The organism is Gracilimonas qinghaiensis, assembly GCF_046602855.1.
Classification (GTDB): Bacteria; Bacteroidota; Rhodothermia; order Balneolales; family Balneolaceae; genus Gracilimonas.
Genome location: NZ_JBKINJ010000001.1, coordinates 1520920 through 1540169, shown reverse-complemented (window position 1 = coordinate 1540169; position 19250 = coordinate 1520920). Strand labels below are relative to the sequence as shown.

The window sequence follows — 19250 nt, the reverse complement described above, 5'->3', positions numbered from 1 at the left end:
TTTTAAGTATGATAAGTGACGAAAAAAAAGAGGAAGTACGGGCTGCTGCAGATATTGTAGAAGTTGTGCAGGATTACGTGAAGCTGAAGCGATCCGGCAGTGGTTTTGTAGGTTTGTGTCCTTACCACGATGAAAATACGCCTTCTTTTAATGTAACACCCCGCCTGCAGATCTTCAAATGCTTTGGCTGCGGTGAGTCAGGTGATGTATTCAAATTTGTGATGGATCAGGAAGGTATCGGATTCACGGAGACTGTCCGCCAACTCGCTGAACGTTACGGTGTTTTTATTCCCGAAGAAGAAAATGATGAGCCCGCAGAGACCACACAGCTCAGAGAGGGAATATTACACGCCCTTAAATTTGCGGGTGTTTTCTTTTACCGAAATCTGATCGAGAATCCGGAAGCTGATAAAGCCCTGAAATATCTTGAAGACAGAGGCTATGATCGACAGGTTTTCAAAAAATATGGTTTAGGTTATGCGCCTGCCGGGGGAGAGGAACTTTTTAAAGCTGCAAAGAATGCGGGTATCGACGAAAATTATTTATTGGAAGCTGACCTCATAAAACAGAGTAATCGCGGAGATGGTTATTATGATACCTTCCGCGGGCGACTGATGTTTCCGATCTTTAATCCAACGGGAAAGGTCATTGCTTTTGCAGGGCGGGTTTTGGGCAATGAGAAGACAGCGAAATACATCAACTCCTCACAGACCAAGGTGTATAATAAAAGTGATGTGGTTTACGGAGTGAATTTTGCGAAAAATGAGATCCGAAAGCATAAGGAAGTTTTATTGGTTGAGGGTTACACCGATGTGATCACCCTGATGGAAAACGGTATCGGGAATGTGGTTGCGAGCAGTGGTACTTCACTAACGCCGGGGCAGATGAAGATCCTGCATCGCTATGGAGATCGAATTGTAATGATATATGATTCAGATGATGCAGGGCAAAACGCTATGAAGCGTGGCATTAACATAGCACTTGCAGAAGGGATGGAAGTAGAATTACTGGAACTCCCCGATGGACAGGACCCTGACTCTTTCGTAAAACAATTTGGTAAGGAATCCTTTGATGACCTGAAAAAGGAAGAAGCCGGAGATTTTGTGGATTTTCTCTTGTTGAAAGCCGGAGAGGAAGGAAGACTTGATAAGCCAACTGAAGTTCCAAAGGTTATTACGGAGATCCTGGAATCGATAGCCAGCATTAAAGATTCGATTCAGAGGCAGGTGTATGTTCAATATCTGCATCAAAAGGTCCAGAAATTTCAGAAGGTGAAGGAATCAGATCTTTACGAACAGCTTGAGCGCGTTATGAACGATAAGCGATGGGAAGAAAAGCGTTCTGAGAGGAGAGAGGAAGTTCGTCAAAGGATTCAAAATCAGGATGGACCGCAAGATGACGCTCCCCCGATCGGCGAACTGAGATCTGCTTCGAGCAAAGAGACGATCAGAAGGGCTTCCTTATCGAAGAAAAAACCACATTTTGAGAAGGAATTGATACGCTTGATGATCACTTACGGTCGAAATATGGTGGAATACATTTGCTCGTTCACCAATGCAAAACTCTTTGAGGATGATGAGTTGCGTATGTTCTATAACGACATCATTGAGCGGTATAAAGATGAAAAAGATTTTTCAGTCAACACTTACACGGGCGAGAAAGAGCCCTTCCCAAGATTGGTAGGCGATGTGTTGCTGGAACAGCATTCCGCCAGTGATCGTCACGAAGAGAAGATTGGCCTGAAATATGAGAAGGATAAGAATCCATATAAGACGGCTAAAAGTTCAATTCGTGCGTCACAGATCAGCTTTTACAGAAGAAAGCTGAATGAATTGGCTGATCGTATAGGAGAGGCTAAAGGGGATGAAAAGCTATCTTTGATGGAAAAGCAAAAAGACGTTAAGTCCAAATTGACCCGCCGTGAGACTACCGACCCTGATGACCTGTATCCGGATCCTGAAAAGGGTGTCAGTAATGAGGTCAACGAAAAGGTCTTTACCTATAAAATGAAGAATGAGAGGTGAGTACTGAGAGTTGCTGGGTGATGTTATTGCAACTTACTATTATGAGCTTACTTTTTTTAGACCCCTTCAGGGTCATCATTATAGTAATTACAGATAATGAATCAGCTGCATTATTAATTACTGGTGAGAGCGTAGACTAAAATATTGGCGCCCATTTGCAGTGCCTGTTGCCTTAAATTTTGTGGGGTGTTGTGGACTTCAGCATCGGTCCAGCCATCCCCGAGATTGGATTCGTAGCTGTAAAAAACTACCAGACTGCCTTCGTGAAAGATCCCAAAACCCTGAGGAGGTTTACCGTCGTGTTCGTGGATCTTGGGTAGCCCGGAATTGAATTCGAATACCTGGTCATATATTGGATAACTGAATGGGATCTCTACTAATTCTTCTTCTGGGAAAATCCTATCCAATACAGGTTGGATGTACTCATCGAGACCATAGTCGTCATCAATTAAAAGAAATCCACCGTTTTCAAGGTATTCACGGAGATTGCGGATCTCAGCGTTGTTCAGGGTGATGTTCCCGTGACCTGTTAAGAATACAAAGGGGTAGGAATGGAGTTCTGCACTGCCCAGGTCCACATCGCTGTAGGAATTTGAAATAGGGATCGGAATATTATTTTTGGTAAAACGGATGAGGTTTTCGAGGGCAGAGGGATCATTATACCAATCCCCGCCACCGCGGTATTTTGCCCGGGCGATCTCAAATTCTCCTGAATTCTGAGCCGAGATCGGTTCAGCAAAACAGCAAGCTGCTAAAAATACCAGTAAGATCCTTAAAGTCATATTATAAGCCGGGGCGTTTGATGTATACTTGAACGGTATCCGAAGCTAAGGCTCCAAACACACCAATTCCACCTTCGATGTTATAAATTACATTCTGAATTTCTCCCGGCGACAGAGTGGACCCGCCAAGCTGTGTTTCCTGCGATCGAATAAAGTCATAGACGTTATCATCGATGGTGTTAGCAACGATCAAATTGTCTCCATAAAAGGCCACGCCTATCCATGGGTATTGTACTGTAGCACTACCATCAGGGTTAAACTCAAAGCCACTCTCGTTGATGATGCCCGAGCTGTTGTTAGCGAATTCCTCGAGATCTTCTTCAGGTTCATCACTGTCTGAAAGCAATTCCGCATAAAAAGGAGTGAGGTTCTCAGAAAATGGCTGCAGGCTTATGGCATTGAATACATAAATATTCTGACGATTGGGGTAAGAACTTGCACTCAGGGTAAATTCGAGCTGTTCGGTTGACTGGTAGACAATAGAATCCTGAACTTCCCCGATGATCTCAAAGGCTTCAGGTACCGTAGCAGTCGATGTAATTCGCTCTGAAGTGCCAGGGAATATGATATCAAGTTTATAGGTTCGGCCGGGAATTACATTATGATCAAGTTCAGGAACGTAGATACCGGGGGTATCATACCGATAAGACCAACTAAGCTCAATATTGCTTCCGGGGCCGGATTCCAACAATTGAATTTCGACACCTGCATCGTTTGTGGCGGCTTCCTCAAAATCGTAGAAAGCATCAGCGGGGACGGTGGTAGATAGGCGCACCTCGGGAAGCAAAGCGTTGGCTATCAGATAGGACTCAACCACATAATATTCTTCATAGTCATCCTGGGTGTAGGGATCACAAGAAGAAAGAACCAACGCAAAGCTGAGTAATAAGAGTGTATAGTACTTCATGTCTTAAAAGTTTACAGTGTATGAAATGGAAGGCAGTATGGGTAGCATATTGACTGCGTTGATCTCGATCGGATTCTCATTAAAATCAAAATTATAGAACCAGGTATTCCTTCGTGAATAGACATTAATTATCTGAAGTTGCAGTTCAGAATCACCCAGGTTAAAGAAACGGCCTGATCTTGAGAATGAGATATCGAGTCTGTGATAGTTTGGGAGTCGGGAGGCATTCACTTTGCCAACGGTAAAAGCATTTCGGTCTTCATTGGTCCACGGCAGGTCATATTGCACATAACGGCCCAAGACTTTGGTGTAAGACTGGCCGGTTGCAAAACTGAAAGAGCCCGTGAACTTCCATCGATCACTTAGCTGATAATTTCCGACAGCGTTGATGTCGTGCCGGCGATCATATTTTGGGGGATAGAATCGTGCGGTTTGTTCCTGATTGGATATCTCAGCATTGAAGCCCGGAAACTTTCGCCAGGTATAAGCAAGAGTATACCCGAGGAAGCCGGTAAAGGGTCCGGCTCTTTTTTCAAAAAACACTTCTGCGCCATAGGCATATCCCTCACCAAACCTGAATACATCCTGATAAGGAAGTCCGCCTACATCCGGAAGGAATGGATCCAATTCGAAAAGGTCATTCATGCTTCGGTAATAGAATTCGATATCAAGTCCATAGTCTGTAAAGGGAATGGTCTTGGCACCAACCACAAACTGATCGCCATAGGCCGGTGAAACGCCTTCAGCCGAAGTCAACCATACATCAAATCCCGAAAAAGCCTCATTTGAGATCAGGGTAATGAACTGATTGTAGCGGCCATAGGCACCTTGTAATCGGATCCGCTTATTTGGGCGGTATTCAGCTGCCATCCTCGGTTCAACCCGAATATAATCTCCGTCTGAAAAATAATTAAACCTTACGCCGGGTGTCAGGATCCATCGATCGGAAGGCCGCCATTCATCCTGTACGTAGAAAGAGGCATACTGATTTTGAATGCGGCTTTGGAAGGTGGTTCTGTCGTCGAAAATATCATTTAGATTGAAGGTGAAGATGCCGGACCAAAACCCCATTTTTAAACGGTGGTCGTTATTGGGAAGGTACTCCAGGTCTGATTTAAGCGAGAAATCATAAATATTATTTTCCCTTCGGAAAGGCGTTCCCGCGAGATCAAAATCGGGATAGTTGAAATAGCGGGAGCCGGTCACGACTGTATTGGAAAAAAGTTTTTCTGAGAAGATATGGGTCCAGTTTCCGCTCACAGTCTGGTTTCCGTAATCCAGTTCAAAAACAGCATCATCGGTAAAGGGAAAGGTCACCCGATCCTGCCCTGCATAGAAAGCCAGAGAGAATTTGTTGTTGGCATTGGCGTCGAAATTGACTTTTCCGTTAACATCATAGAAATAGAATTTAGAGGGGCTATTATCGACAGACTGGCGGAGTCCGGCAAGTAAGGGCTCGAGGGTAGATCGACGAACGGCAAACATCCATGAACCTTTTTTGTACGGACCTTCAATACTGGCACGCGATGCCAGCAGTCCTACGGTGGCTGAGCCCGCGGTCTCTTTACGGTTCCCGTCTTTGTTATAAATGGTGAGTACGGAACCGAGTCTGCCACCGTATTCAGCGGGATAGCCACCTTTATAAAGCCGTACATCCTTGATGGCATCCGGGTTGAAAGTGGAGAAAAACCCAAAAAAGTGACTCGGGTTATACACAGTGGTTCGGTCGAGCAGGATCAGGGTTTGATCGGGACTTCCGCCTCGAATATACAAACCACTCGAGAAGTCAGAGGCAGCCTTCACTCCCGGTAAAAGCTGAACGGAGCGGAAGACATCGGCTTCAAAAACGGAGGGTAATTCCTTGATTAGCTCAGTATTAACCTGTGCGGTTCCGATATTTTTTTGCTCCTCCAGTTCTGCCTGCGAGCGCACTTCGATCTCTTCCAATTCTATGCTTTCAGGGATGAGGTCAATGTCGAGACGGAGGTTCTCACCCGGTTCAAGAGTGATCTGACGACTGTAGCTCTGATAGCCAATGTAGCTTGCGATAAGTGTATAGGTGCCGGGTTCAATATTAGTAATAGTGTAATAACCAAGAGTATTGGTGGAAGCCCCGAGGCGGGTTCCCTGAAACCCGATATTGGCACTGATCAGAGTTTCACCGGTCTCAGAATCGGTTACATAGCCACTTACGGATGCTGTCTGCTGTGCGGTCACTTCTACTGTACTGCAGATAAGGATCCCCAATAAAATTAGAATAATGCGATGCATTGATACCTGAATAAATAACGATGAATAATTATGATTGACTTACACGAAAATATCCACTGAAAGTTATGCAACCGTATTCTTTTCAGGGAAGAAAACTATAGTTACATTTATTACCAATTTAAAATTCCTAAAGCTAAGATATGTGTGGCAGATACGTCCTCTACGAAGAACTTGATGAGATCGATCATTTTCTGGGTGTTATGGAAAGGCATGGAGAATATCATCCAAGCTATAACATTGCACCCTCTAACGTAATGCCTGTAGCCTTTACGGCAGAGAGTGGAAGACGGACGCTGGAGTCTATGCACTGGGGATTTATGGGATGGCAGCCCAAACCCGGTGAATCTCCTTTTCTTCCCATTAACACGCGGGATGATTCGGTTGCTGAAAAGCCTATGTGGACCAAAGCGTTTGCCGAGCGGCGGTGTATCATACCTGCCAATGGCTTTTATGAATGGACGGGCTCGAAGGGAAATAAAACGCCTCACTACATCTATCCAAAGCAGGAACCGCTGTTTGGCTTTGCAGGACTTTATTCAGACCTGGCACCCGACAACCGTCCTGCACGTCGGTCTTTTTCCATTATTACTACTTCACCAAATCAGGTGATGGAGGAAATTCACGACCGCATGCCGGTGATCTTGCATCCTTCAGAATTTGGCGAATGGCTGGATCCGGCACAGGGTAATCTCGCATACCTTCAGGAATTTTTGCAACCTTATCCCAATGATGGACTGCAGGAGCATATTGTACCTAAAGCTGTGGGAAATGTTCGTAATGATGAGCCGGGTCTCATCGCCAAGGCCGATCTTTTTGGGTAGAAAAGATCAGTTATTTTTTCGATCGCGTGAGAAGGTCTTACGAAACCATGCTTTGATCTGGTTTTCCAAACTTTTTCCATTATCAAAGGCGTGATAGAAGCGTGAAAAATCGCCCATGCCATCATAATCTATTGGATCTGATTTCTTGTCCATTGTATTGTTTTTTTGATGAATAGTCACTTTAAATAATGAAGAAAAAGCATCAAAAGTTCCTTAAAGCCGCTATCGCACAAAAAAGAATTCCTCATCCACTTCCTGGATCATGCGCCAGTCCATCTCATCAAGAATATATACGAGATGGAAAAATCGCTGAACGTCAGTCTCCACTACATAATGCAATTGCTTGGTGACCATAACATTTTCTATGTGCTTCGTAGGGATGTCCAAGACCTGGGCTGAGTTGATCTTGCCGGATTGAAAGCGGTAGGGCTGCATGCGTTGCACCAATGGCAGTTCAATACCGGACTGCTCCTGTTGAATCTGCGACTTCGGAATGATCTCAAATCGATAGGGAACGATGCGATGTGCCCTCGATGGCAGATGCTTATGGCGCTGTATGAAAGCCAACATGCGATCCACCGTGTAATTTTCCATATCTGAGTTGGGATCCAGCGACCACAGGAGCTCCTCCTCATTGAACACCAACTCAATGATAGGTCCCTCTTTGGTCTCCACGCTGAAGAATGATTTCCGGACCCCGCCATCCACCTTACTATGGCAGGAGCGTATGCGAGCCATGTGCTTCATGTATGGTTTCCTCCAGGCGGGCTTTTGGGCCTGCGAATATCGGCTAAAAAAAGCGATCATTTCGACCAGCGGAAATTTGTTCATGACCAGTGATTTGGTTTGGTCGTTTTAAACTATACACATATTTTATACATATCAATACATAAAGCAGAAAAATGTCGAAACATAAGCCACATTCATATCAGCCTGAGCAGGATGTCCACCGCATCACCCTGTACAATACCATATATCCTGAGCATCAGCACACCTCACGAAAGGACCGGTTATATCTGCACTTCGACTTTGCGTGCTTTTATGCGCAGGTAGAACAGTTGCGAAAAAATATATACGGTATTCCCCTTATCATAGGCGGATGGCGCAAAGAGAACGGGCAGGTAAAGGGGATCGTGGCCACAGCCAGTTACGAAGCCCGTAAGATGGGGATCAGCACGGGGATCAGTGCATTTGAGGCCTTTCAGATATGTCCCTATGTCTGTATGCTTCAGGTAGATTATGATGCCTATACGGCTATCTCCAAACAAGTGCATTTCATCTTTAAGGAGTTTGCTCCGGTGGTGGAGCGCTATTCCATGGACGAGTATTTTATGGAGATCGATTTTCTGAAAGATCGGTCGCGCAAAGAGATCGATGATTTTGCGTTGAGATTACAGAAGCGGATCTATGAAGCAACGCGGTTGGTGGGAGCCGTGGGGGTAGCCCGTTCCAAGACCTATGCCAAGCTCTCGAGCAGCCTGAATAAACCCAAAGGGAGGACCCTGGTCCTGACCGATGAGGATGAACGAAATGAAATATGGCCGCTTCCGGTGAAAAAGGTATGGGGGGTAGGCCGCCGCCGGCATGAGCATATATTGGCTGAGGGCTACAAGACCATTGCCGATGTGGCTGAAAGGGGAAATGAGAAGACCTTTATCCGGCTGTTTGGCGCCAATTTTGGAAAGATGCTGTATCAAACCATCACGGGAGAGGATCAGGGCAGGGTAATGGAGGAGATATCCGAGGATTACAAACCCAAGCAGGGCGTAAGTTACGGGCATACGTTTTCCGAAGGTTCAACCGATGTGGAGCGCATCAAGGGTGAGTTTGCTATAGCGGTTCAGAAGGTGTGCTACCGCATGCGGGCATATGGCATTCGCGCTGCCAGCTATTCGGGGATGTTTGGTTTCAATGAACCCGGGGAACCCGGAGTGGGCTTTCGCTTCGTGACACCCGCTCACACCAATATTGATGACTATGTGTATCAGGGTTGTATGAAGGAGATCCTGCCGGCCATAGAGCAGGTGTGCCGGAGCGGGAAGGAGATACGAAATATCGTGCTTGGCACACACGACATAGACAAGACGAGCCAGCTTAACGTGTTCTTTCAGGATGATGAGGAAAAGGCGGCTCGGATCAAGGCAATGGATCAGATCAAGAACCGGTTTGGGCAACAATATATCACCCGTGGAAACACCTTGCACCGGGTCACCGGAAACACACATTTTTTAAGCCGGAATGCCTGACAGGACAATAAAACAGAGGGTTACAATGTTATGATTATGTTACGAAATTAGCGTAGAATTTCGTATATTTAAAACAGTTCATTGACGTATTGGGGGTGTTCTGGATTCGACGGGTTGAGTATCACCGTTGGTTGCGTGTCGAGATTGTCCAATGATTCTCGTAATAACAATCATTATGGATCAAAAGTAATTGACAATAATTACTCATACCGCTTAGCAGCTTAAACTGTTGAGCCGTCCCGCTGGTTAAGTGCCTATCATTGCCAGCCCGGACGTCATACAAGATAGGATAGCGTTAAAGTGCTTTCTGTCGCTTTAACGTGAAACTTTAACAGGATAGTTTGAAGTCGCTTAGGTACTGGGCTCGGCTTCAGGCGAATGTCAATCAGTACCTACACATGTAGATGCTAACAGGTCTACCTTCCCGGACCGGGGTTCGACTCCCCGCACCTCCACTTTGTTCGCTTAGACGCTCTCAAAGCGGTACTTTCGCTACTTTGAGGGTTACTTAACGTGATATTGAGTAACCGCTACAGTATCCACAATTCGTTGGTTACTGTTTGGTTATTGAGATAAGCAAAAATCCACAATTCTCAATATATAATATCATGTTAAACAACAACTTAGATTGGTTATTCTTTCCACGTAAAGATAGAAAAAGAAAAAAAGACGGTAAATCGCAGTTATACCTACGTTTTAAAGAGAACGGTACGATTGCGAAAACGAAATCTCTGGGCCTTTATGTGCATTACAACGATTGGGACTCAGATAAACAACGGTTACGTAAAGACTCCGAAGACGTTAAGATCAACGAAATCTTATCTGCTGTTGAGACCCGTCTACAAAAGGAATACCAACAATGTGTGGTAGATCAAGACGTACACGCTGAACGGTTAGTTAAAGTTATCGACGAGGAAGACGAGACTGTGACACTCATCTCCATCTTCGAAGATCACAATAACCGTATGAGTAACCAGATCGGTAAAAACTTTACGGTCAGCACGCACAAGAAATACAAAACTACGTTAAATCATGTGCGGTCTTTTCTAAAAGAGATCGGAAAGAAAGACGTTGACGTTACCAAAATCTCCACTCCGTTTCTCTACAATTTCGAAGAGTACCTAAAGAACAATGGTTGCTCCCAGAATACAGCATCAAAATATCTGACCCATTTACGTAAAGTGGTTTACATTGCTATTAAAAAAGGCCACAAAAAAGATAACCCGTTTATCGATTATAACTTCACCTACGAAAAGAAGAGTCCTAAATTTCTAACCGGCAACGAACTCCAGCGTATTCAACAGAAAGAGTTCGACATTGAACGGTTGGGTTACATTAAAGACTTATTCCTTTTTGCGTGTGAGACTGGTCTTTCCTTCTCGGATTTGATGTCTCTTAAAGAAGAAGATATTCAGGAGGATTCGGATGGTGATCAGTTTATTTACACCCACCGCATTAAGACTGGTAACGGATTCACTGTGCCTCTTAGCAAGAGTGCCAAACAGCTAATCGAAAAGTACGAGTCGTTACCTACATTACTGCCTACGATCTCGAACCAAAAAATGAATGCGTATTTAAAAGAGATCGCTGACTTGTGTAAGATCACAAAGAAGTTAACATCACATGTTGCGCGTCATACATTCGCAACTCAGATGATTACAAAAGGGGTAGCGTTGGAAACAGTAAAAGAGATGTTGGGTCATTCCCGTATGTCGTCTACTGAAATCTATGCAAAAGTAACGCCCATCAAGATCAAGAAGGAAATGAGACAGGCAGGTTTCATGTAATAAAAAAGGCCCCTTGCGGGGCCGTTTCTTTAAACGCTCATTTGTATGAACTCGTATAGTTCATCAAACATTTTCGGCCAGTTGGTCCGTGAGGATGTCAACTGTTTGCTTGCCAGAAGTTCAAACTCTTCCCCTTCCTTTGAGGCGATCAATTCGTCCAACGCTCTTAGGGTTTTATCGTTTGCTTTAAGAACCGGATAAACCATTACGTCTCTGTCTGGGTAGATGTCCATAATGCGATTGTGTTCGCTAATGCCATCCATAAAGGTCTTACACAACAGGACCACGTTCATTGGTCGCTTACGTGTGGTAGGTTCAGGATTGATAAAACCCTGTAAGTTTCTGCGTCGTTCTTCGGCGCGTTTTTCGTCGTACTCTTTCTTCTCATCAACATTAAGACGAAAATCATCGTAGTTGGTTTCGGGGTGGGCAGAAAAAGTGTCCTCTAACATCCCGTGGAAAATGTCACCGAATCTTTTATCGGAAACCCCAAGATCGTTCTCTCGTTCGGGGCGGAACACGTTGAAAATGTCGGGGTCGAGTGTCAGGTTTTTTAAGCCTTCCATATACCTACGGGCCTTCTCAATGTCTTGGACCGGATTGTCTTTAAGTTCAAACCGAAGTAGGTACTTTAAAGCGTTTAATTTGAGGAACCCTTTGAACTCTTCTTCAGAGGCCACGAGTTTCATCATTTCAATAACTTCAAGTTCTTGTGAGGTGTAATGTTCTGGTTGGTTAATTGTTTCTTGCATTGTGATTTGTTGGGGTTGGAGGTTTTATTAAAAATGTGGTCGTGTTTGTCACCGTATTCGAAAATGCTAATCGAGGCGGGTCTACGGTCGGACCCTTTTCCTGCGTCGGACATCAATACTGAATTTTTTGAAAGTCGTCTAATGTTAAGACACCTTTCTTTTCGATAATTTCTAACACTTCGTTTGCGTCAGCTACCTGACCATCGTGCAATACCGCAACGCATCGATCGTCTTCTCTATAAGAAACATCACTGATCTTTATTTTAGAAGAGGATTGGATTTCGTGCTGAAGGACTTTACAAAGGTCCTTGTATTGTTGGTAATGTTTAAAAATTGTGTCTGTATAACTCATACTGGTAGTTTGGGTTTTCCTTTCTGTTCAGATTCTTCAAAGACCTTCTCGTCTTTGTCTTTCATAACGTTGTATTGAGGGTCGCCTTCAACGATACGCCACTCGATGATCTTGTTATAGATGATCTTCTTGCGATCGTCAAAGACTTGTTCAACTTTCATCTCTCCACGAAGTCCAGTGAATTGGATCGGGAATAGTTTGTGGTACACGTCAACAACGAACCAATTGAACTCAATAGCGTCGCACATTTTTTTAAGCCTTGACTGGCCGTAGTGTTTAATCAGATTCACACGCAACAAAACATGCTGATAAGCTAACGTGCCAGTGTCAACGGTATGACACAGCACCATAATGGGATCGTCTGTCTCATCGAGCATATACCCTTGTGTGATAGTAAACGAATACCATCCAGAGGGTAGGGTATGTTTAGTGTGTATATCTTTCTTACTCAGTTTCATTGGAATCGTCCTCAGCGTTCGCTCCGTAGTAGTTGAGTTCGTTTTCGATTGCGAATCTCGCAACGTATCCGATCCCGTGAAGGTTCGCTTTGTTTAACACGGTCTGTACAATCTTACCTTCAGTGTCCGTCAGGTCAGATGTTGTAAATGCTTCGATCTTATTAAGCTTGTCCAAGAAAATGACATTCTTGTACTCATCTAAAAAGAGAATAGCATTGCGTGTTGGAATACCAAAGGCGACATCGAGGCCCATACGAACAATTTCGCTGGCATTATCGAACTTATCGACAACGTCCAGTTGATCCTTGCGTAAATAGAAGGTGCGACTTTCACCACCGGATGATGACTTACGACGTGCAACTTCAGCAGACCGGATAGAATGACCCGCTGAAATGATCCATCGCCGTAATCGGTCAGGGTGTAATTGGACACCATCTTCCTTTTCTCGTCGTGATAGGGCACGTAGTGACCACCGATCGTCATTGACGTATTCGTTGACGATGTCCTTCTGATATTTTTCGTATTCTTCTTTTGACATCCCCAACGTATTGTTGGTTGAGCGTTTTGTGTGTTTTAAGTTTCCTAATTTTCCGTGAGTTGTATCTTTATTTTCAGGCATAATAGAGCTTATTGGTTATCTTTTAGAGTTATTTAAAACAAAATTGAAAGTATATGTCTAACGTAACTAAATTAGTTCCAGAAACCGACGCTATCCATCAACGTTTTGCTGACGCCGATGTCATCGACCTTAGTTTAATCGATGGTTGGAGTGAGCTTGATGCTGAACAACATAGGTATTTGATTGAATATGCCGAATGTTTTCCGAAAAAAACACAAACAGCATTACGTGCTGGAATTCCGACTTCAACAATGTACCGTTGGTTTGACAACGATACCGATTTTAAAAATGTAGCTAATACCATTAAGAATTTATATGGTGAGTCTCTTCACTTTGTTCACTTCGAAGAAGCTAAAAAGAATTCCAAAATTCGTAGTCAACAGCTTAAAGCGTTGGACGTTGAAGGATGGAAATCCGAGAAGAAAAAACAAATCGAAAACCAACAAACCAACATTTTTCTTGGTAAAGATGGTTCCGGTCTCGGTGCTCTTACTAAAGCGTTTAAAAAAGCTGAAGAAGCGGAAGTCATCGAAGACTAATCCCTTTCGTTTAATTGTTTTATGTTATGCACTCCCAACTGTACCAAAGTATAGTACGCTGAATAGGAAAGTACAAGTTGCGTTATAAGCTTTTCTCCTTTCGTAAATGTCCGCCCCGCACGGTGTTCCGTCATCGGGTGAGGTGGTTCGCCGTTCTGTAGTGGACGGACAAATTCGAGTACAACAACTTCTTTCCCGTTGTATATCCTCATAACAGACTCACCTAATGGTGTGTTGTATTTTCGTTGGCTACCGGACATTGGTTCATTCGTTAACATAGACAAAGGTATTTGAAGCGTTCATAATGTTTGCGAATTGTGTGGTCCCGATCTCATCCTTAATAATGCGGAGAAGTTTCAGTGCATTTTGCTTCTCTTTGTCGTCTTGGTTGTTACGGAATCCAATAATATTATTGGCGATCGAGGCTTGTCTTCTCTTACACTTCATCGCATACTTGGCTTTAGTGTACCAACTGCGATAATATTTTTCGCCGGTCTCAGCTTCTCTTGCTTTGGCCAGTTCTAACTGGTGCTCGATCAAATCTGCGTCTGATAATAATTTTTGTTTTTCGTTTTCTATCTCCACCGTTTCAAGGTCAGAGAAGTGGTTTCTTATTTCTTTAGGGGTTTTATCGTTTAACATTGTACAGCTAAGGGTTATTCAATGATAGGTTAAAAACACCCCGACTATAATCATCGGGGCGTTAGGGTTTAGGACAGGGCTTCGATGCAACGGTTCGCTTCACTCATGTACACTTTCATGAATTGGACAGGGTCGTCCGCATCTTTCTTGTATTGCATCATGAGTTCGGTTACTTCGTCAGGGGTTGAGCATTCTTCAAAAGCTTCGACGATCTCTGGATCGACGTCTTCTTCCCACGGTGGTTTACCGTCGGTTTCGGGGGCTTCCTTCTTGCTACTTTTCTTTTTTGAAGACTTCTTAGATGCCTTTTTTGAAGGCCCTTTCTTCGAAGATTTCTTAGAAGATTTTTTCTTCGTTGTCTTCTTACCTTTCTTCTTTGAAGACTTTTTCTTTGATGACTTCTTAGAACTTCCTGAAGATTCGGATTCAGTGTCCTCGGTTTCGGTAGATTTCTTCTTTGAAGAAGTTTTCTTACCTGACTTTTTGGAGGACTTTTTACCACTTTTCTTTGAGGTTTTTTTACCACTCTTCTTACCACTCTTTTTGCCTGAGCGTTTTGTTGAACCGGAGTCAACGTCAGAAGGGTCTGGGTCGATAATGTCTTCACCTTCGTAAAGGCCAAGACCAAGACCGTGCATTCCACAGGCTTTCGTGAGGGCACGCTGTAACGCGCGGTTCACTTGATCACTTGATGGAATACCAAAGACCGGTTTGTTTTTGAAATTCAGAATAGGAAGAACAGCGGTGTGAGTGTGATCTTCGATCGTTACAGACACTTGAACATCTGACCCATAATCTTCAGCGTAGAAGAAAAGGCGTCCGTCGTCAAAACGGTGATATTCAAATTTTGCTTCGGGGAAGTTCTCTTTAACGTTCTTCCAAGCTCTCGCCCACGGTAAGTAGGTAAAGCCATTCTTGTCTTCGGTGTGTTCTTGTACATTAATATCGTACAGGGTACTAAATATGGACATATTAGGGTTTTGGAGGTTTTAGGTTTTTGAAACGGAAAGGGACACTGATTCAGTTGTCTTTGTCTTCCCCTGTTCCTTGAGTTCTTTTTTCATACGTTTGACCGCTTCTTTAATGCCTTTCTCTTTGGCAATAAGTTTGGTTAGTGTAGGGTCGTCGTATGAATGATAGGTCCGTGATGAAACGGTTACTGAATTCCCAAAGGTGGTGAGTGTTGTTTCACCGGTTTCTTCTGAGAGTTGTTCTGCGATTTCTTGTGCTCCTGCCTTGCTCACATCTTTAAGAGCTTTTCCAAACTCTTCGAGGTGTTTGCCGATCAGGTGTACAAGTAACGGATCGTAGGTTCCAGAAGACTTATAGCTTTCGAAAAGATTCTCAGCTTGGCCTTGAAGGGATTCGATCTTCTTGAGGTTCTTAATGTCGTTGAGGTCGTCGTGTTCCTCATTGAACAACATCAAGCTCGCGTCTATTGCGTCTGTAATCATGATTGGGGTTGGAGTATTTTAGGGATTTTGCTGTGTGCTTGTGTGTGATACTTCTTAACGGTGTCCAATCGTTCCAAATCTTTTTTGGTACGAGCTTTACCGTTAAACCTTTCCAAGTATTCTTGGGTGGCATTCTTTAAAAAGGTGAGGGAATGTTCTGTGTCCGAACGAAGGTTTGCGTTAACCATACCGGTTGCGATCTTCTTCATTTCGAGCAAGTAGAATCCTCGGCAAGCATCTTCCCAATAGCGCTCTATGTCGCTAAAGAGATCATCCTTAGTTATCATTGTAATTTGGGTTTTGGAGGTTAACTTGGTGGAATATAATAGGGTGGGTAGCCCTCACCAAAGATTATCTGACCAACTTCATATTATTTCTTGGGGGTTCGAAATCGTATACGTTCGTTGATCGGTTAATGGCGTCTTCAATGATCTCATGAACCGAGTTTTCGATGTTATAACCGTTCGGGTCAATAAAGTTTTTAACCGCGTCCAGTTGTTGCTCAGTTAAAATAACTGAAACATCTTCTCGTAAGTCATGAAATTCATCATCGTCAATAGTCCCAGCTTCGTGGGCCATCTGTAGATATACGCCGGAGATCATGTTGTCGGTAATGTTAAGTTTTGTCATAAATTTGCGATGTGAGGGTTCTCGATTAAATGTTGAACATTGGATACCACTTCCTCTTTGGAAGCGTCAGCACCAAGTAGTACGATGCCTTCATCAATGTAGCGTTGGTAAGTTTCTTGTACGAATTCGTCATCACAATCTTCGAGAGGACAGAAAATTAATTCAGTCAAATCGACAGATAAATCAAAGTGATCGGAAGCGTCCCATAAAGGAGTAACGAACGAGTTGTCCGATTCTTTTAATTTAGGTTCATCTTTCGCTGTGAATTCCCAATCGTCAGAGATCGTTGCGTAGTGGCCAAGTAAACACCCGACCGTTCCGCATTTAAGTTGTCCTTTGAACCGGTCAAACCGGAACTCTTCGAACACGAAATCGTCAGTGCTGTCTAATAGGGTTTGGAGGTTATCAGTATTCATTGTGTTTCTTTTTTAACAGTAAAGATTGGAATTTTTATTATTGGGGTTAACTGTTTCTTTTCGTCAATTAAAGCGTCGACACCGGCTATTTTCTTTTCTTTAAACCGTTCGTCTTCTTTAAGTAATTCATAGACTGCTTCGGTAACTGGATGATAGTTCATTTGTCTTTCGATTCTAATGCGTTGGCACCTTCGGTAGCGAGTTTAGCAATCCATTCCCAAAAGTTCTCGTCGTCAACATGAACTTCGTGCCACTGGTGACCTCGATGAGTTCCACGATTTACTGTGATAATGGAAGGGCCGAAGAACGGGTATTGATAAAAGTCGCCTTTCAACGCTTCGCCTTCTTTGATCACATACACGTCAGTTTTATTGTGTTCACTATGTTCAACAGTGAATTTCAACGCGTCGTCTTGGGACACTCGTTTGAGATCGTAAACTTCAATCCTAAGTTGGGTGAGGTAACTAATCTCTTCTTCGTTGAGATTGTCTTTACCCCAATCGTTGCCGTAACCAACAAACCCACTAAAGGCGTCGACGTCCAGACCGTCACTCATCGTATCGAAAGGTGGGCGGTAGTCGATTTCAAGTAATGCGTCTCGGTACTCTTTTCGTAATTCGTTTTTTCTTTCTTCTGTTAACATAATTAATATCCTCCGGTTAATTCGATTGTTAGATTTTTTGTTCTGGCCCTAAAGGTAACCCCTTCAGCGACCAACATTGCACTAACCTTAGTAAATTCAGTTAATGTTTCACATTTGATTAATTGTTGCATGATAGTTACCCGAACACAATTTTGTTCATGACCGCCAGTTGAAACCATACGTCAGCATCGTTAGCGTCATAACCGCCAGTGATAACACGGGCCGATCGTTCAGGGTAGTTGTTGTGTAATTTCTTGAATGCGTTCTTTGCACTTGCCATATTGATTGCACCAACTTCGGTTTTATCAGACTTTTTGTGGATTGGGATAATATGACCTGATTCAATGGCTCTACATAGTTTGACAGATAACGGATCGGTATTGTCGGTCGCGTTTTCTCTGATAATATCGGTCGCTTCCTTCGTCAGCCAGTACCAATAGTTCGAACCGCCTTCAATAGCAGTGACGATTAAGTTTTCGAGATTTTCTTCAAAGATGTCGTTTAGTTCCTTAGTCATTGTATTATAAATTTAGGTGTGATAGAGGTTAATTAAAAGGGGGGTATGTAACCCCCCAAAGTTATGCTCTCCGTTGAGAAAACGAAAGCGCGGTATTTTTTAAGTGTTCCTGTTCCAATTGTAGCCCCGTTAAAGCTGAATAGAAGTTTAAAAAGCATAATATATTAGTGTTTGTTTAGATATACCCCAATGTTGTGTCAGTTCGTGCGTCGATGTAACTCTGTTTTAATCTCACCACGAAACTCTTTTAAAGCTAACCGCATGTGAGATGGCATTGTGTGTTCAGCGAGGAATTTGTCAATTCCCAACTTCTCTCTGACTAATTTACTGTTATCGACGCGTTGTACTATTGTTTGATTGGACATATCTGGAGGTTATAGTTTAATGTTTAGTTAGAATTACGACGGTGACGTAGTATTTGTTTGTACGCCTGACTCACTTTACGTTTAAAGTGTTGTCGTAATAGGTATTGGTCTGCGTCCTCATCCTCGATCCGCTTGTTGGGTGAGTTCATGAGGGCGTCTTGTTCATCCGGCTCCATCCCTTCCGAGAAGTGCCTGATGATATTCCTTGTGGTTAATTTTCTGGATTCGAATTGTTTTCGTATAAAGGCGTTGAACATGTATTTAGGTTTTGGAGGTTAGGTAGGACCACAGGAGTCACCGAATGCTCCGGCAGGAAGTGTCCACTGGTCCATAATTATATTTTCGTTGTAGTCGTAAGCGGTTGCTAAGTCAACAAGGCTCGGTGTGATAGAACCATACGGGGTTCCTTTGTCTACCAAGTCACGATACGATTTGTCGCGTTTGATAGTCACATCGAATTCTGCCTCATAGTCAGCGATTTTATTGCCCTGTTCTGGACTGATCGCAAAACCGGAAGCGACTTGATCTGCGTTACCGAAAATGCAGAACTTACAGGACACACGGCCCCAACCTAAATAATAGGCAGGGTGCGCACGAACGTTGTATTGTTCGATAATGTCCCATACTTGTTCTTCTTTCCAGTCACGGATCGGTCGCCATCGATCTACGTATCTTTTGAATCGTTTACCATCTCTCAGGTCAGAGCGATCGGGTTCCATAATTGCGTAGTTCGCACGGGCCTTTGATTCCTCACCACGTTCGCCAGATAAGACAACCGTCTTAATTCCTTTGAACCGGTCTTGGTTACGAATGGCAGTGGCACACACATCGATCTTGAGGTATGCACTACACCACCGGACTGATAGGTCAGGGGAGACTTGAGGGAACTTGCGTCGGGTAGACTCGCTTCCACGAGTACCACCAACTTCAACAAGGTTCTTATCTCCATCTTCGAATACCATCGGTGCGGTACGTTGATTCTCACGTAACATCTCGCGTTCGAACCCGCCCTTCTTCCAAGAGAA

General features: G+C 43.7%; 25 protein-coding genes and 1 other RNA gene. 6 read left to right on the top strand and 20 right to left on the bottom strand.

All coding sequences use genetic code 11. The annotated features are described in order from the left end of the window. Positions 1-8: 8 nt before the first annotated feature. Complete coding sequence (gene dnaG / locus ACKGJO_RS06950; RefSeq protein ID WP_411322687.1) at positions 9-2024, top strand: DNA primase; 2016 nt, start codon at positions 9-11, stop codon at positions 2022-2024. Positions 2025-2137: 113 nt separating this feature from the next. Here the strand turns inward: dnaG and ACKGJO_RS06945 are convergent, their stop codons facing one another. Genes ACKGJO_RS06945 through ACKGJO_RS06935 form a run of 3 tightly spaced genes read right to left on the bottom strand, consistent with a single transcriptional unit; the run spans position 2138 to position 5984 of the window. Continuing rightward, positions 2138-2806, bottom strand: a complete 669-nt coding sequence (locus tag ACKGJO_RS06945; RefSeq protein WP_411322686.1) for a DUF4159 domain-containing protein — start codon at positions 2804-2806, stop codon at positions 2138-2140. 1 nt (position 2807) lies between these two features. Further along, a complete protein-coding gene (locus ACKGJO_RS06940) occupies positions 2808-3713 on the bottom strand; it encodes a DUF4249 family protein (protein WP_411322685.1) in 906 nt (301 codons plus the stop codon). A 3-nt stretch (positions 3714-3716) separates the two neighbouring features. Next, positions 3717-5984, bottom strand: a complete 2268-nt coding sequence (locus ACKGJO_RS06935) for a TonB-dependent receptor (protein ID WP_411322684.1) — start codon at positions 5982-5984, stop codon at positions 3717-3719. Positions 5985-6124: 140 nt separating this feature from the next. Here ACKGJO_RS06935 and ACKGJO_RS06930 point away from each other — a divergent pair, with 140 nt between their 5' ends. Continuing rightward, on the top strand, positions 6125-6805 hold the full coding sequence (locus ACKGJO_RS06930) for an SOS response-associated peptidase (protein WP_411322683.1): 681 nt from the start codon (positions 6125-6127) through the stop codon (positions 6803-6805). A gap of 6 nt (positions 6806-6811) precedes the next feature. Here the strand turns inward: ACKGJO_RS06930 and ACKGJO_RS06925 are convergent, their stop codons facing one another. Then, positions 6812-6958, bottom strand: coding sequence for a hypothetical protein (locus ACKGJO_RS06925; RefSeq protein ID WP_411322682.1), 147 nt, complete (start codon positions 6956-6958; stop codon positions 6812-6814). A gap of 69 nt (positions 6959-7027) precedes the next feature. Beyond that, a complete protein-coding gene (locus ACKGJO_RS06920; protein WP_411322681.1) occupies positions 7028-7636 on the bottom strand; it encodes a hypothetical protein in 609 nt (202 codons plus the stop codon). A 71-nt stretch (positions 7637-7707) separates the two neighbouring features. Between ACKGJO_RS06920 and ACKGJO_RS06915 the strand changes: the two genes are divergently transcribed. From ACKGJO_RS06915 to ACKGJO_RS06905, 3 genes are all read left to right on the top strand, one after another. Further along, positions 7708-9051 carry a Y-family DNA polymerase gene (locus ACKGJO_RS06915; protein WP_411322680.1) on the top strand — a complete coding sequence of 448 codons (1344 nt, stop codon included), beginning with the start codon at positions 7708-7710 and terminating at the stop codon, positions 9049-9051. 91 nt (positions 9052-9142) lie between these two features. Beyond that, positions 9143-9509, top strand: a transfer-messenger RNA (tmRNA) gene (gene ssrA, locus ACKGJO_RS06910). A 150-nt stretch (positions 9510-9659) separates the two neighbouring features. Continuing rightward, positions 9660-10838 carry a tyrosine-type recombinase/integrase gene (locus tag ACKGJO_RS06905; RefSeq protein ID WP_411322679.1) on the top strand — a complete coding sequence of 393 codons (1179 nt, stop codon included), beginning with the start codon at positions 9660-9662 and terminating at the stop codon, positions 10836-10838. A 29-nt stretch (positions 10839-10867) separates the two neighbouring features. On the opposite strand, the gene ACKGJO_RS06900 is transcribed toward ACKGJO_RS06905, so the two are convergent. The 3 genes from ACKGJO_RS06900 to ACKGJO_RS06890 all read right to left on the bottom strand — a co-directional run bounded on the left by ACKGJO_RS06900 (position 10868) and on the right by ACKGJO_RS06890 (position 13019). Then, a complete protein-coding gene (locus ACKGJO_RS06900) occupies positions 10868-11590 on the bottom strand; it encodes a DUF3310 domain-containing protein (protein ID WP_411322678.1) in 723 nt (240 codons plus the stop codon). Positions 11591-11938: 348 nt separating this feature from the next. Continuing rightward, positions 11939-12190 carry a hypothetical protein gene (locus ACKGJO_RS06895; RefSeq protein WP_411322677.1) on the bottom strand — a complete coding sequence of 84 codons (252 nt, stop codon included), beginning with the start codon at positions 12188-12190 and terminating at the stop codon, positions 11939-11941. Between the two features lie 196 nt (positions 12191-12386). Further along, positions 12387-13019: a hypothetical protein gene (locus ACKGJO_RS06890; RefSeq protein ID WP_411322676.1), complete on the bottom strand. Its 633-nt coding sequence runs from the start codon at positions 13017-13019 to the stop codon at positions 12387-12389. A 53-nt stretch (positions 13020-13072) separates the two neighbouring features. Between ACKGJO_RS06890 and ACKGJO_RS06885 the strand changes: the two genes are divergently transcribed. Next, on the top strand, positions 13073-13558 hold the full coding sequence (locus ACKGJO_RS06885) for a hypothetical protein (RefSeq protein ID WP_411322675.1): 486 nt from the start codon (positions 13073-13075) through the stop codon (positions 13556-13558). Here the strand turns inward: ACKGJO_RS06885 and ACKGJO_RS06880 are convergent. The 12 genes from ACKGJO_RS06880 to ACKGJO_RS06825 all read right to left on the bottom strand — a co-directional run bounded on the left by ACKGJO_RS06880 (position 13555) and on the right by ACKGJO_RS06825 (position 19217). Beyond that, positions 13555-13818 carry a hypothetical protein gene (locus tag ACKGJO_RS06880; protein ID WP_411322674.1) on the bottom strand — a complete coding sequence of 88 codons (264 nt, stop codon included), beginning with the start codon at positions 13816-13818 and terminating at the stop codon, positions 13555-13557. The genes ACKGJO_RS06885 and ACKGJO_RS06880 overlap by 4 nt on opposite strands. A gap of 4 nt (positions 13819-13822) precedes the next feature. Beyond that, positions 13823-14200, bottom strand: a complete 378-nt coding sequence (locus tag ACKGJO_RS06875) for a hypothetical protein (RefSeq protein ID WP_411322673.1) — start codon at positions 14198-14200, stop codon at positions 13823-13825. Positions 14201-14268: 68 nt separating this feature from the next. Continuing rightward, positions 14269-15171 carry a Sak single strand annealing protein gene (locus ACKGJO_RS06870; protein ID WP_411322672.1) on the bottom strand — a complete coding sequence of 301 codons (903 nt, stop codon included), beginning with the start codon at positions 15169-15171 and terminating at the stop codon, positions 14269-14271. Between the two features lie 18 nt (positions 15172-15189). Next, positions 15190-15654, bottom strand: coding sequence for a hypothetical protein (locus ACKGJO_RS06865; RefSeq protein WP_411322671.1), 465 nt, complete (start codon positions 15652-15654; stop codon positions 15190-15192). After that, the gene (locus tag ACKGJO_RS06860) at positions 15651-15941 is read right to left on the bottom strand and encodes a hypothetical protein (RefSeq protein WP_411322670.1); all 291 of its coding nucleotides are present in this window, start codon (positions 15939-15941) and stop codon (positions 15651-15653) included. Before ACKGJO_RS06860 ends, ACKGJO_RS06865 begins: the two co-directional genes overlap by 4 nt. A gap of 64 nt (positions 15942-16005) precedes the next feature. Beyond that, complete coding sequence (locus tag ACKGJO_RS06855; protein ID WP_411322669.1) at positions 16006-16284, bottom strand: hypothetical protein; 279 nt, start codon at positions 16282-16284, stop codon at positions 16006-16008. Further along, positions 16281-16700 carry a hypothetical protein gene (locus ACKGJO_RS06850; protein WP_411322668.1) on the bottom strand — a complete coding sequence of 140 codons (420 nt, stop codon included), beginning with the start codon at positions 16698-16700 and terminating at the stop codon, positions 16281-16283. The genes ACKGJO_RS06855 and ACKGJO_RS06850 overlap by 4 nt, the downstream gene beginning before the upstream one ends. Further along, complete coding sequence (locus ACKGJO_RS06845) at positions 16697-16861, bottom strand: hypothetical protein (protein ID WP_411322667.1); 165 nt, start codon at positions 16859-16861, stop codon at positions 16697-16699. The genes ACKGJO_RS06850 and ACKGJO_RS06845 overlap by 4 nt, the downstream gene beginning before the upstream one ends. Further along, positions 16858-17343: a hypothetical protein gene (locus ACKGJO_RS06840; protein WP_411322666.1), complete on the bottom strand. Its 486-nt coding sequence runs from the start codon at positions 17341-17343 to the stop codon at positions 16858-16860. Before ACKGJO_RS06840 ends, ACKGJO_RS06845 begins: the two co-directional genes overlap by 4 nt. A 136-nt stretch (positions 17344-17479) precedes the next feature. After that, a complete protein-coding gene (locus tag ACKGJO_RS06835) occupies positions 17480-17860 on the bottom strand; it encodes a hypothetical protein (protein ID WP_411322665.1) in 381 nt (126 codons plus the stop codon). A 388-nt stretch (positions 17861-18248) separates the two neighbouring features. After that, a complete protein-coding gene (locus tag ACKGJO_RS06830; protein ID WP_411322664.1) occupies positions 18249-18482 on the bottom strand; it encodes a hypothetical protein in 234 nt (77 codons plus the stop codon). An 18-nt stretch (positions 18483-18500) separates the two neighbouring features. Continuing rightward, positions 18501-19217 carry a phosphoadenosine phosphosulfate reductase domain-containing protein gene (locus tag ACKGJO_RS06825; protein WP_411322663.1) on the bottom strand — a complete coding sequence of 239 codons (717 nt, stop codon included), beginning with the start codon at positions 19215-19217 and terminating at the stop codon, positions 18501-18503. Positions 19218-19250: the final 33 nt, after the last annotated feature.

What these genes read in the sequence shown, in the direction of transcription:
- dnaG (WP_411322687.1), top strand. Translation starts at nt 9, where the DNA reads ATGATAAGTGACGAAAAAAAAGAGGAAGTACGGGCTGCTGCAGATATT.
- ACKGJO_RS06945 (WP_411322686.1), bottom strand. Translation starts at nt 2,806, where the DNA reads ATGACTTTAAGGATCTTACTGGTATTTTTAGCAGCTTGCTGTTTTGCT.
- ACKGJO_RS06940 (WP_411322685.1), bottom strand. Translation starts at nt 3,713, where the DNA reads ATGAAGTACTATACACTCTTATTACTCAGCTTTGCGTTGGTTCTTTCT.
- ACKGJO_RS06935 (WP_411322684.1), bottom strand. Translation starts at nt 5,984, where the DNA reads ATGCATCGCATTATTCTAATTTTATTGGGGATCCTTATCTGCAGTACA.
- ACKGJO_RS06930 (WP_411322683.1), top strand. Translation starts at nt 6,125, where the DNA reads ATGTGTGGCAGATACGTCCTCTACGAAGAACTTGATGAGATCGATCAT.
- ACKGJO_RS06925 (WP_411322682.1), bottom strand. Translation starts at nt 6,958, where the DNA reads ATGGACAAGAAATCAGATCCAATAGATTATGATGGCATGGGCGATTTT.
- ACKGJO_RS06920 (WP_411322681.1), bottom strand. Translation starts at nt 7,636, where the DNA reads ATGAACAAATTTCCGCTGGTCGAAATGATCGCTTTTTTTAGCCGATAT.
- ACKGJO_RS06915 (WP_411322680.1), top strand. Translation starts at nt 7,708, where the DNA reads ATGTCGAAACATAAGCCACATTCATATCAGCCTGAGCAGGATGTCCAC.
- ACKGJO_RS06905 (WP_411322679.1), top strand. Translation starts at nt 9,660, where the DNA reads ATGTTAAACAACAACTTAGATTGGTTATTCTTTCCACGTAAAGATAGA.
- ACKGJO_RS06900 (WP_411322678.1), bottom strand. Translation starts at nt 11,590, where the DNA reads ATGCAAGAAACAATTAACCAACCAGAACATTACACCTCACAAGAACTT.
- ACKGJO_RS06895 (WP_411322677.1), bottom strand. Translation starts at nt 12,190, where the DNA reads ATGTGCGACGCTATTGAGTTCAATTGGTTCGTTGTTGACGTGTACCAC.
- ACKGJO_RS06890 (WP_411322676.1), bottom strand. Translation starts at nt 13,019, where the DNA reads ATGCCTGAAAATAAAGATACAACTCACGGAAAATTAGGAAACTTAAAA.
- ACKGJO_RS06885 (WP_411322675.1), top strand. Translation starts at nt 13,073, where the DNA reads ATGTCTAACGTAACTAAATTAGTTCCAGAAACCGACGCTATCCATCAA.
- ACKGJO_RS06880 (WP_411322674.1), bottom strand. Translation starts at nt 13,818, where the DNA reads ATGTCCGGTAGCCAACGAAAATACAACACACCATTAGGTGAGTCTGTT.
- ACKGJO_RS06875 (WP_411322673.1), bottom strand. Translation starts at nt 14,200, where the DNA reads ATGTTAAACGATAAAACCCCTAAAGAAATAAGAAACCACTTCTCTGAC.
- ACKGJO_RS06870 (WP_411322672.1), bottom strand. Translation starts at nt 15,171, where the DNA reads ATGTCCATATTTAGTACCCTGTACGATATTAATGTACAAGAACACACC.
- ACKGJO_RS06865 (WP_411322671.1), bottom strand. Translation starts at nt 15,654, where the DNA reads ATGATTACAGACGCAATAGACGCGAGCTTGATGTTGTTCAATGAGGAA.
- ACKGJO_RS06860 (WP_411322670.1), bottom strand. Translation starts at nt 15,941, where the DNA reads ATGATAACTAAGGATGATCTCTTTAGCGACATAGAGCGCTATTGGGAA.
- ACKGJO_RS06855 (WP_411322669.1), bottom strand. Translation starts at nt 16,284, where the DNA reads ATGACAAAACTTAACATTACCGACAACATGATCTCCGGCGTATATCTA.
- ACKGJO_RS06850 (WP_411322668.1), bottom strand. Translation starts at nt 16,700, where the DNA reads ATGAATACTGATAACCTCCAAACCCTATTAGACAGCACTGACGATTTC.
- ACKGJO_RS06845 (WP_411322667.1), bottom strand. Translation starts at nt 16,861, where the DNA reads ATGAACTATCATCCAGTTACCGAAGCAGTCTATGAATTACTTAAAGAA.
- ACKGJO_RS06840 (WP_411322666.1), bottom strand. Translation starts at nt 17,343, where the DNA reads ATGTTAACAGAAGAAAGAAAAAACGAATTACGAAAAGAGTACCGAGAC.
- ACKGJO_RS06835 (WP_411322665.1), bottom strand. Translation starts at nt 17,860, where the DNA reads ATGACTAAGGAACTAAACGACATCTTTGAAGAAAATCTCGAAAACTTA.
- ACKGJO_RS06830 (WP_411322664.1), bottom strand. Translation starts at nt 18,482, where the DNA reads ATGTTCAACGCCTTTATACGAAAACAATTCGAATCCAGAAAATTAACC.
- ACKGJO_RS06825 (WP_411322663.1), bottom strand. Translation starts at nt 19,217, where the DNA reads ATGTTACGTGAGAATCAACGTACCGCACCGATGGTATTCGAAGATGGA.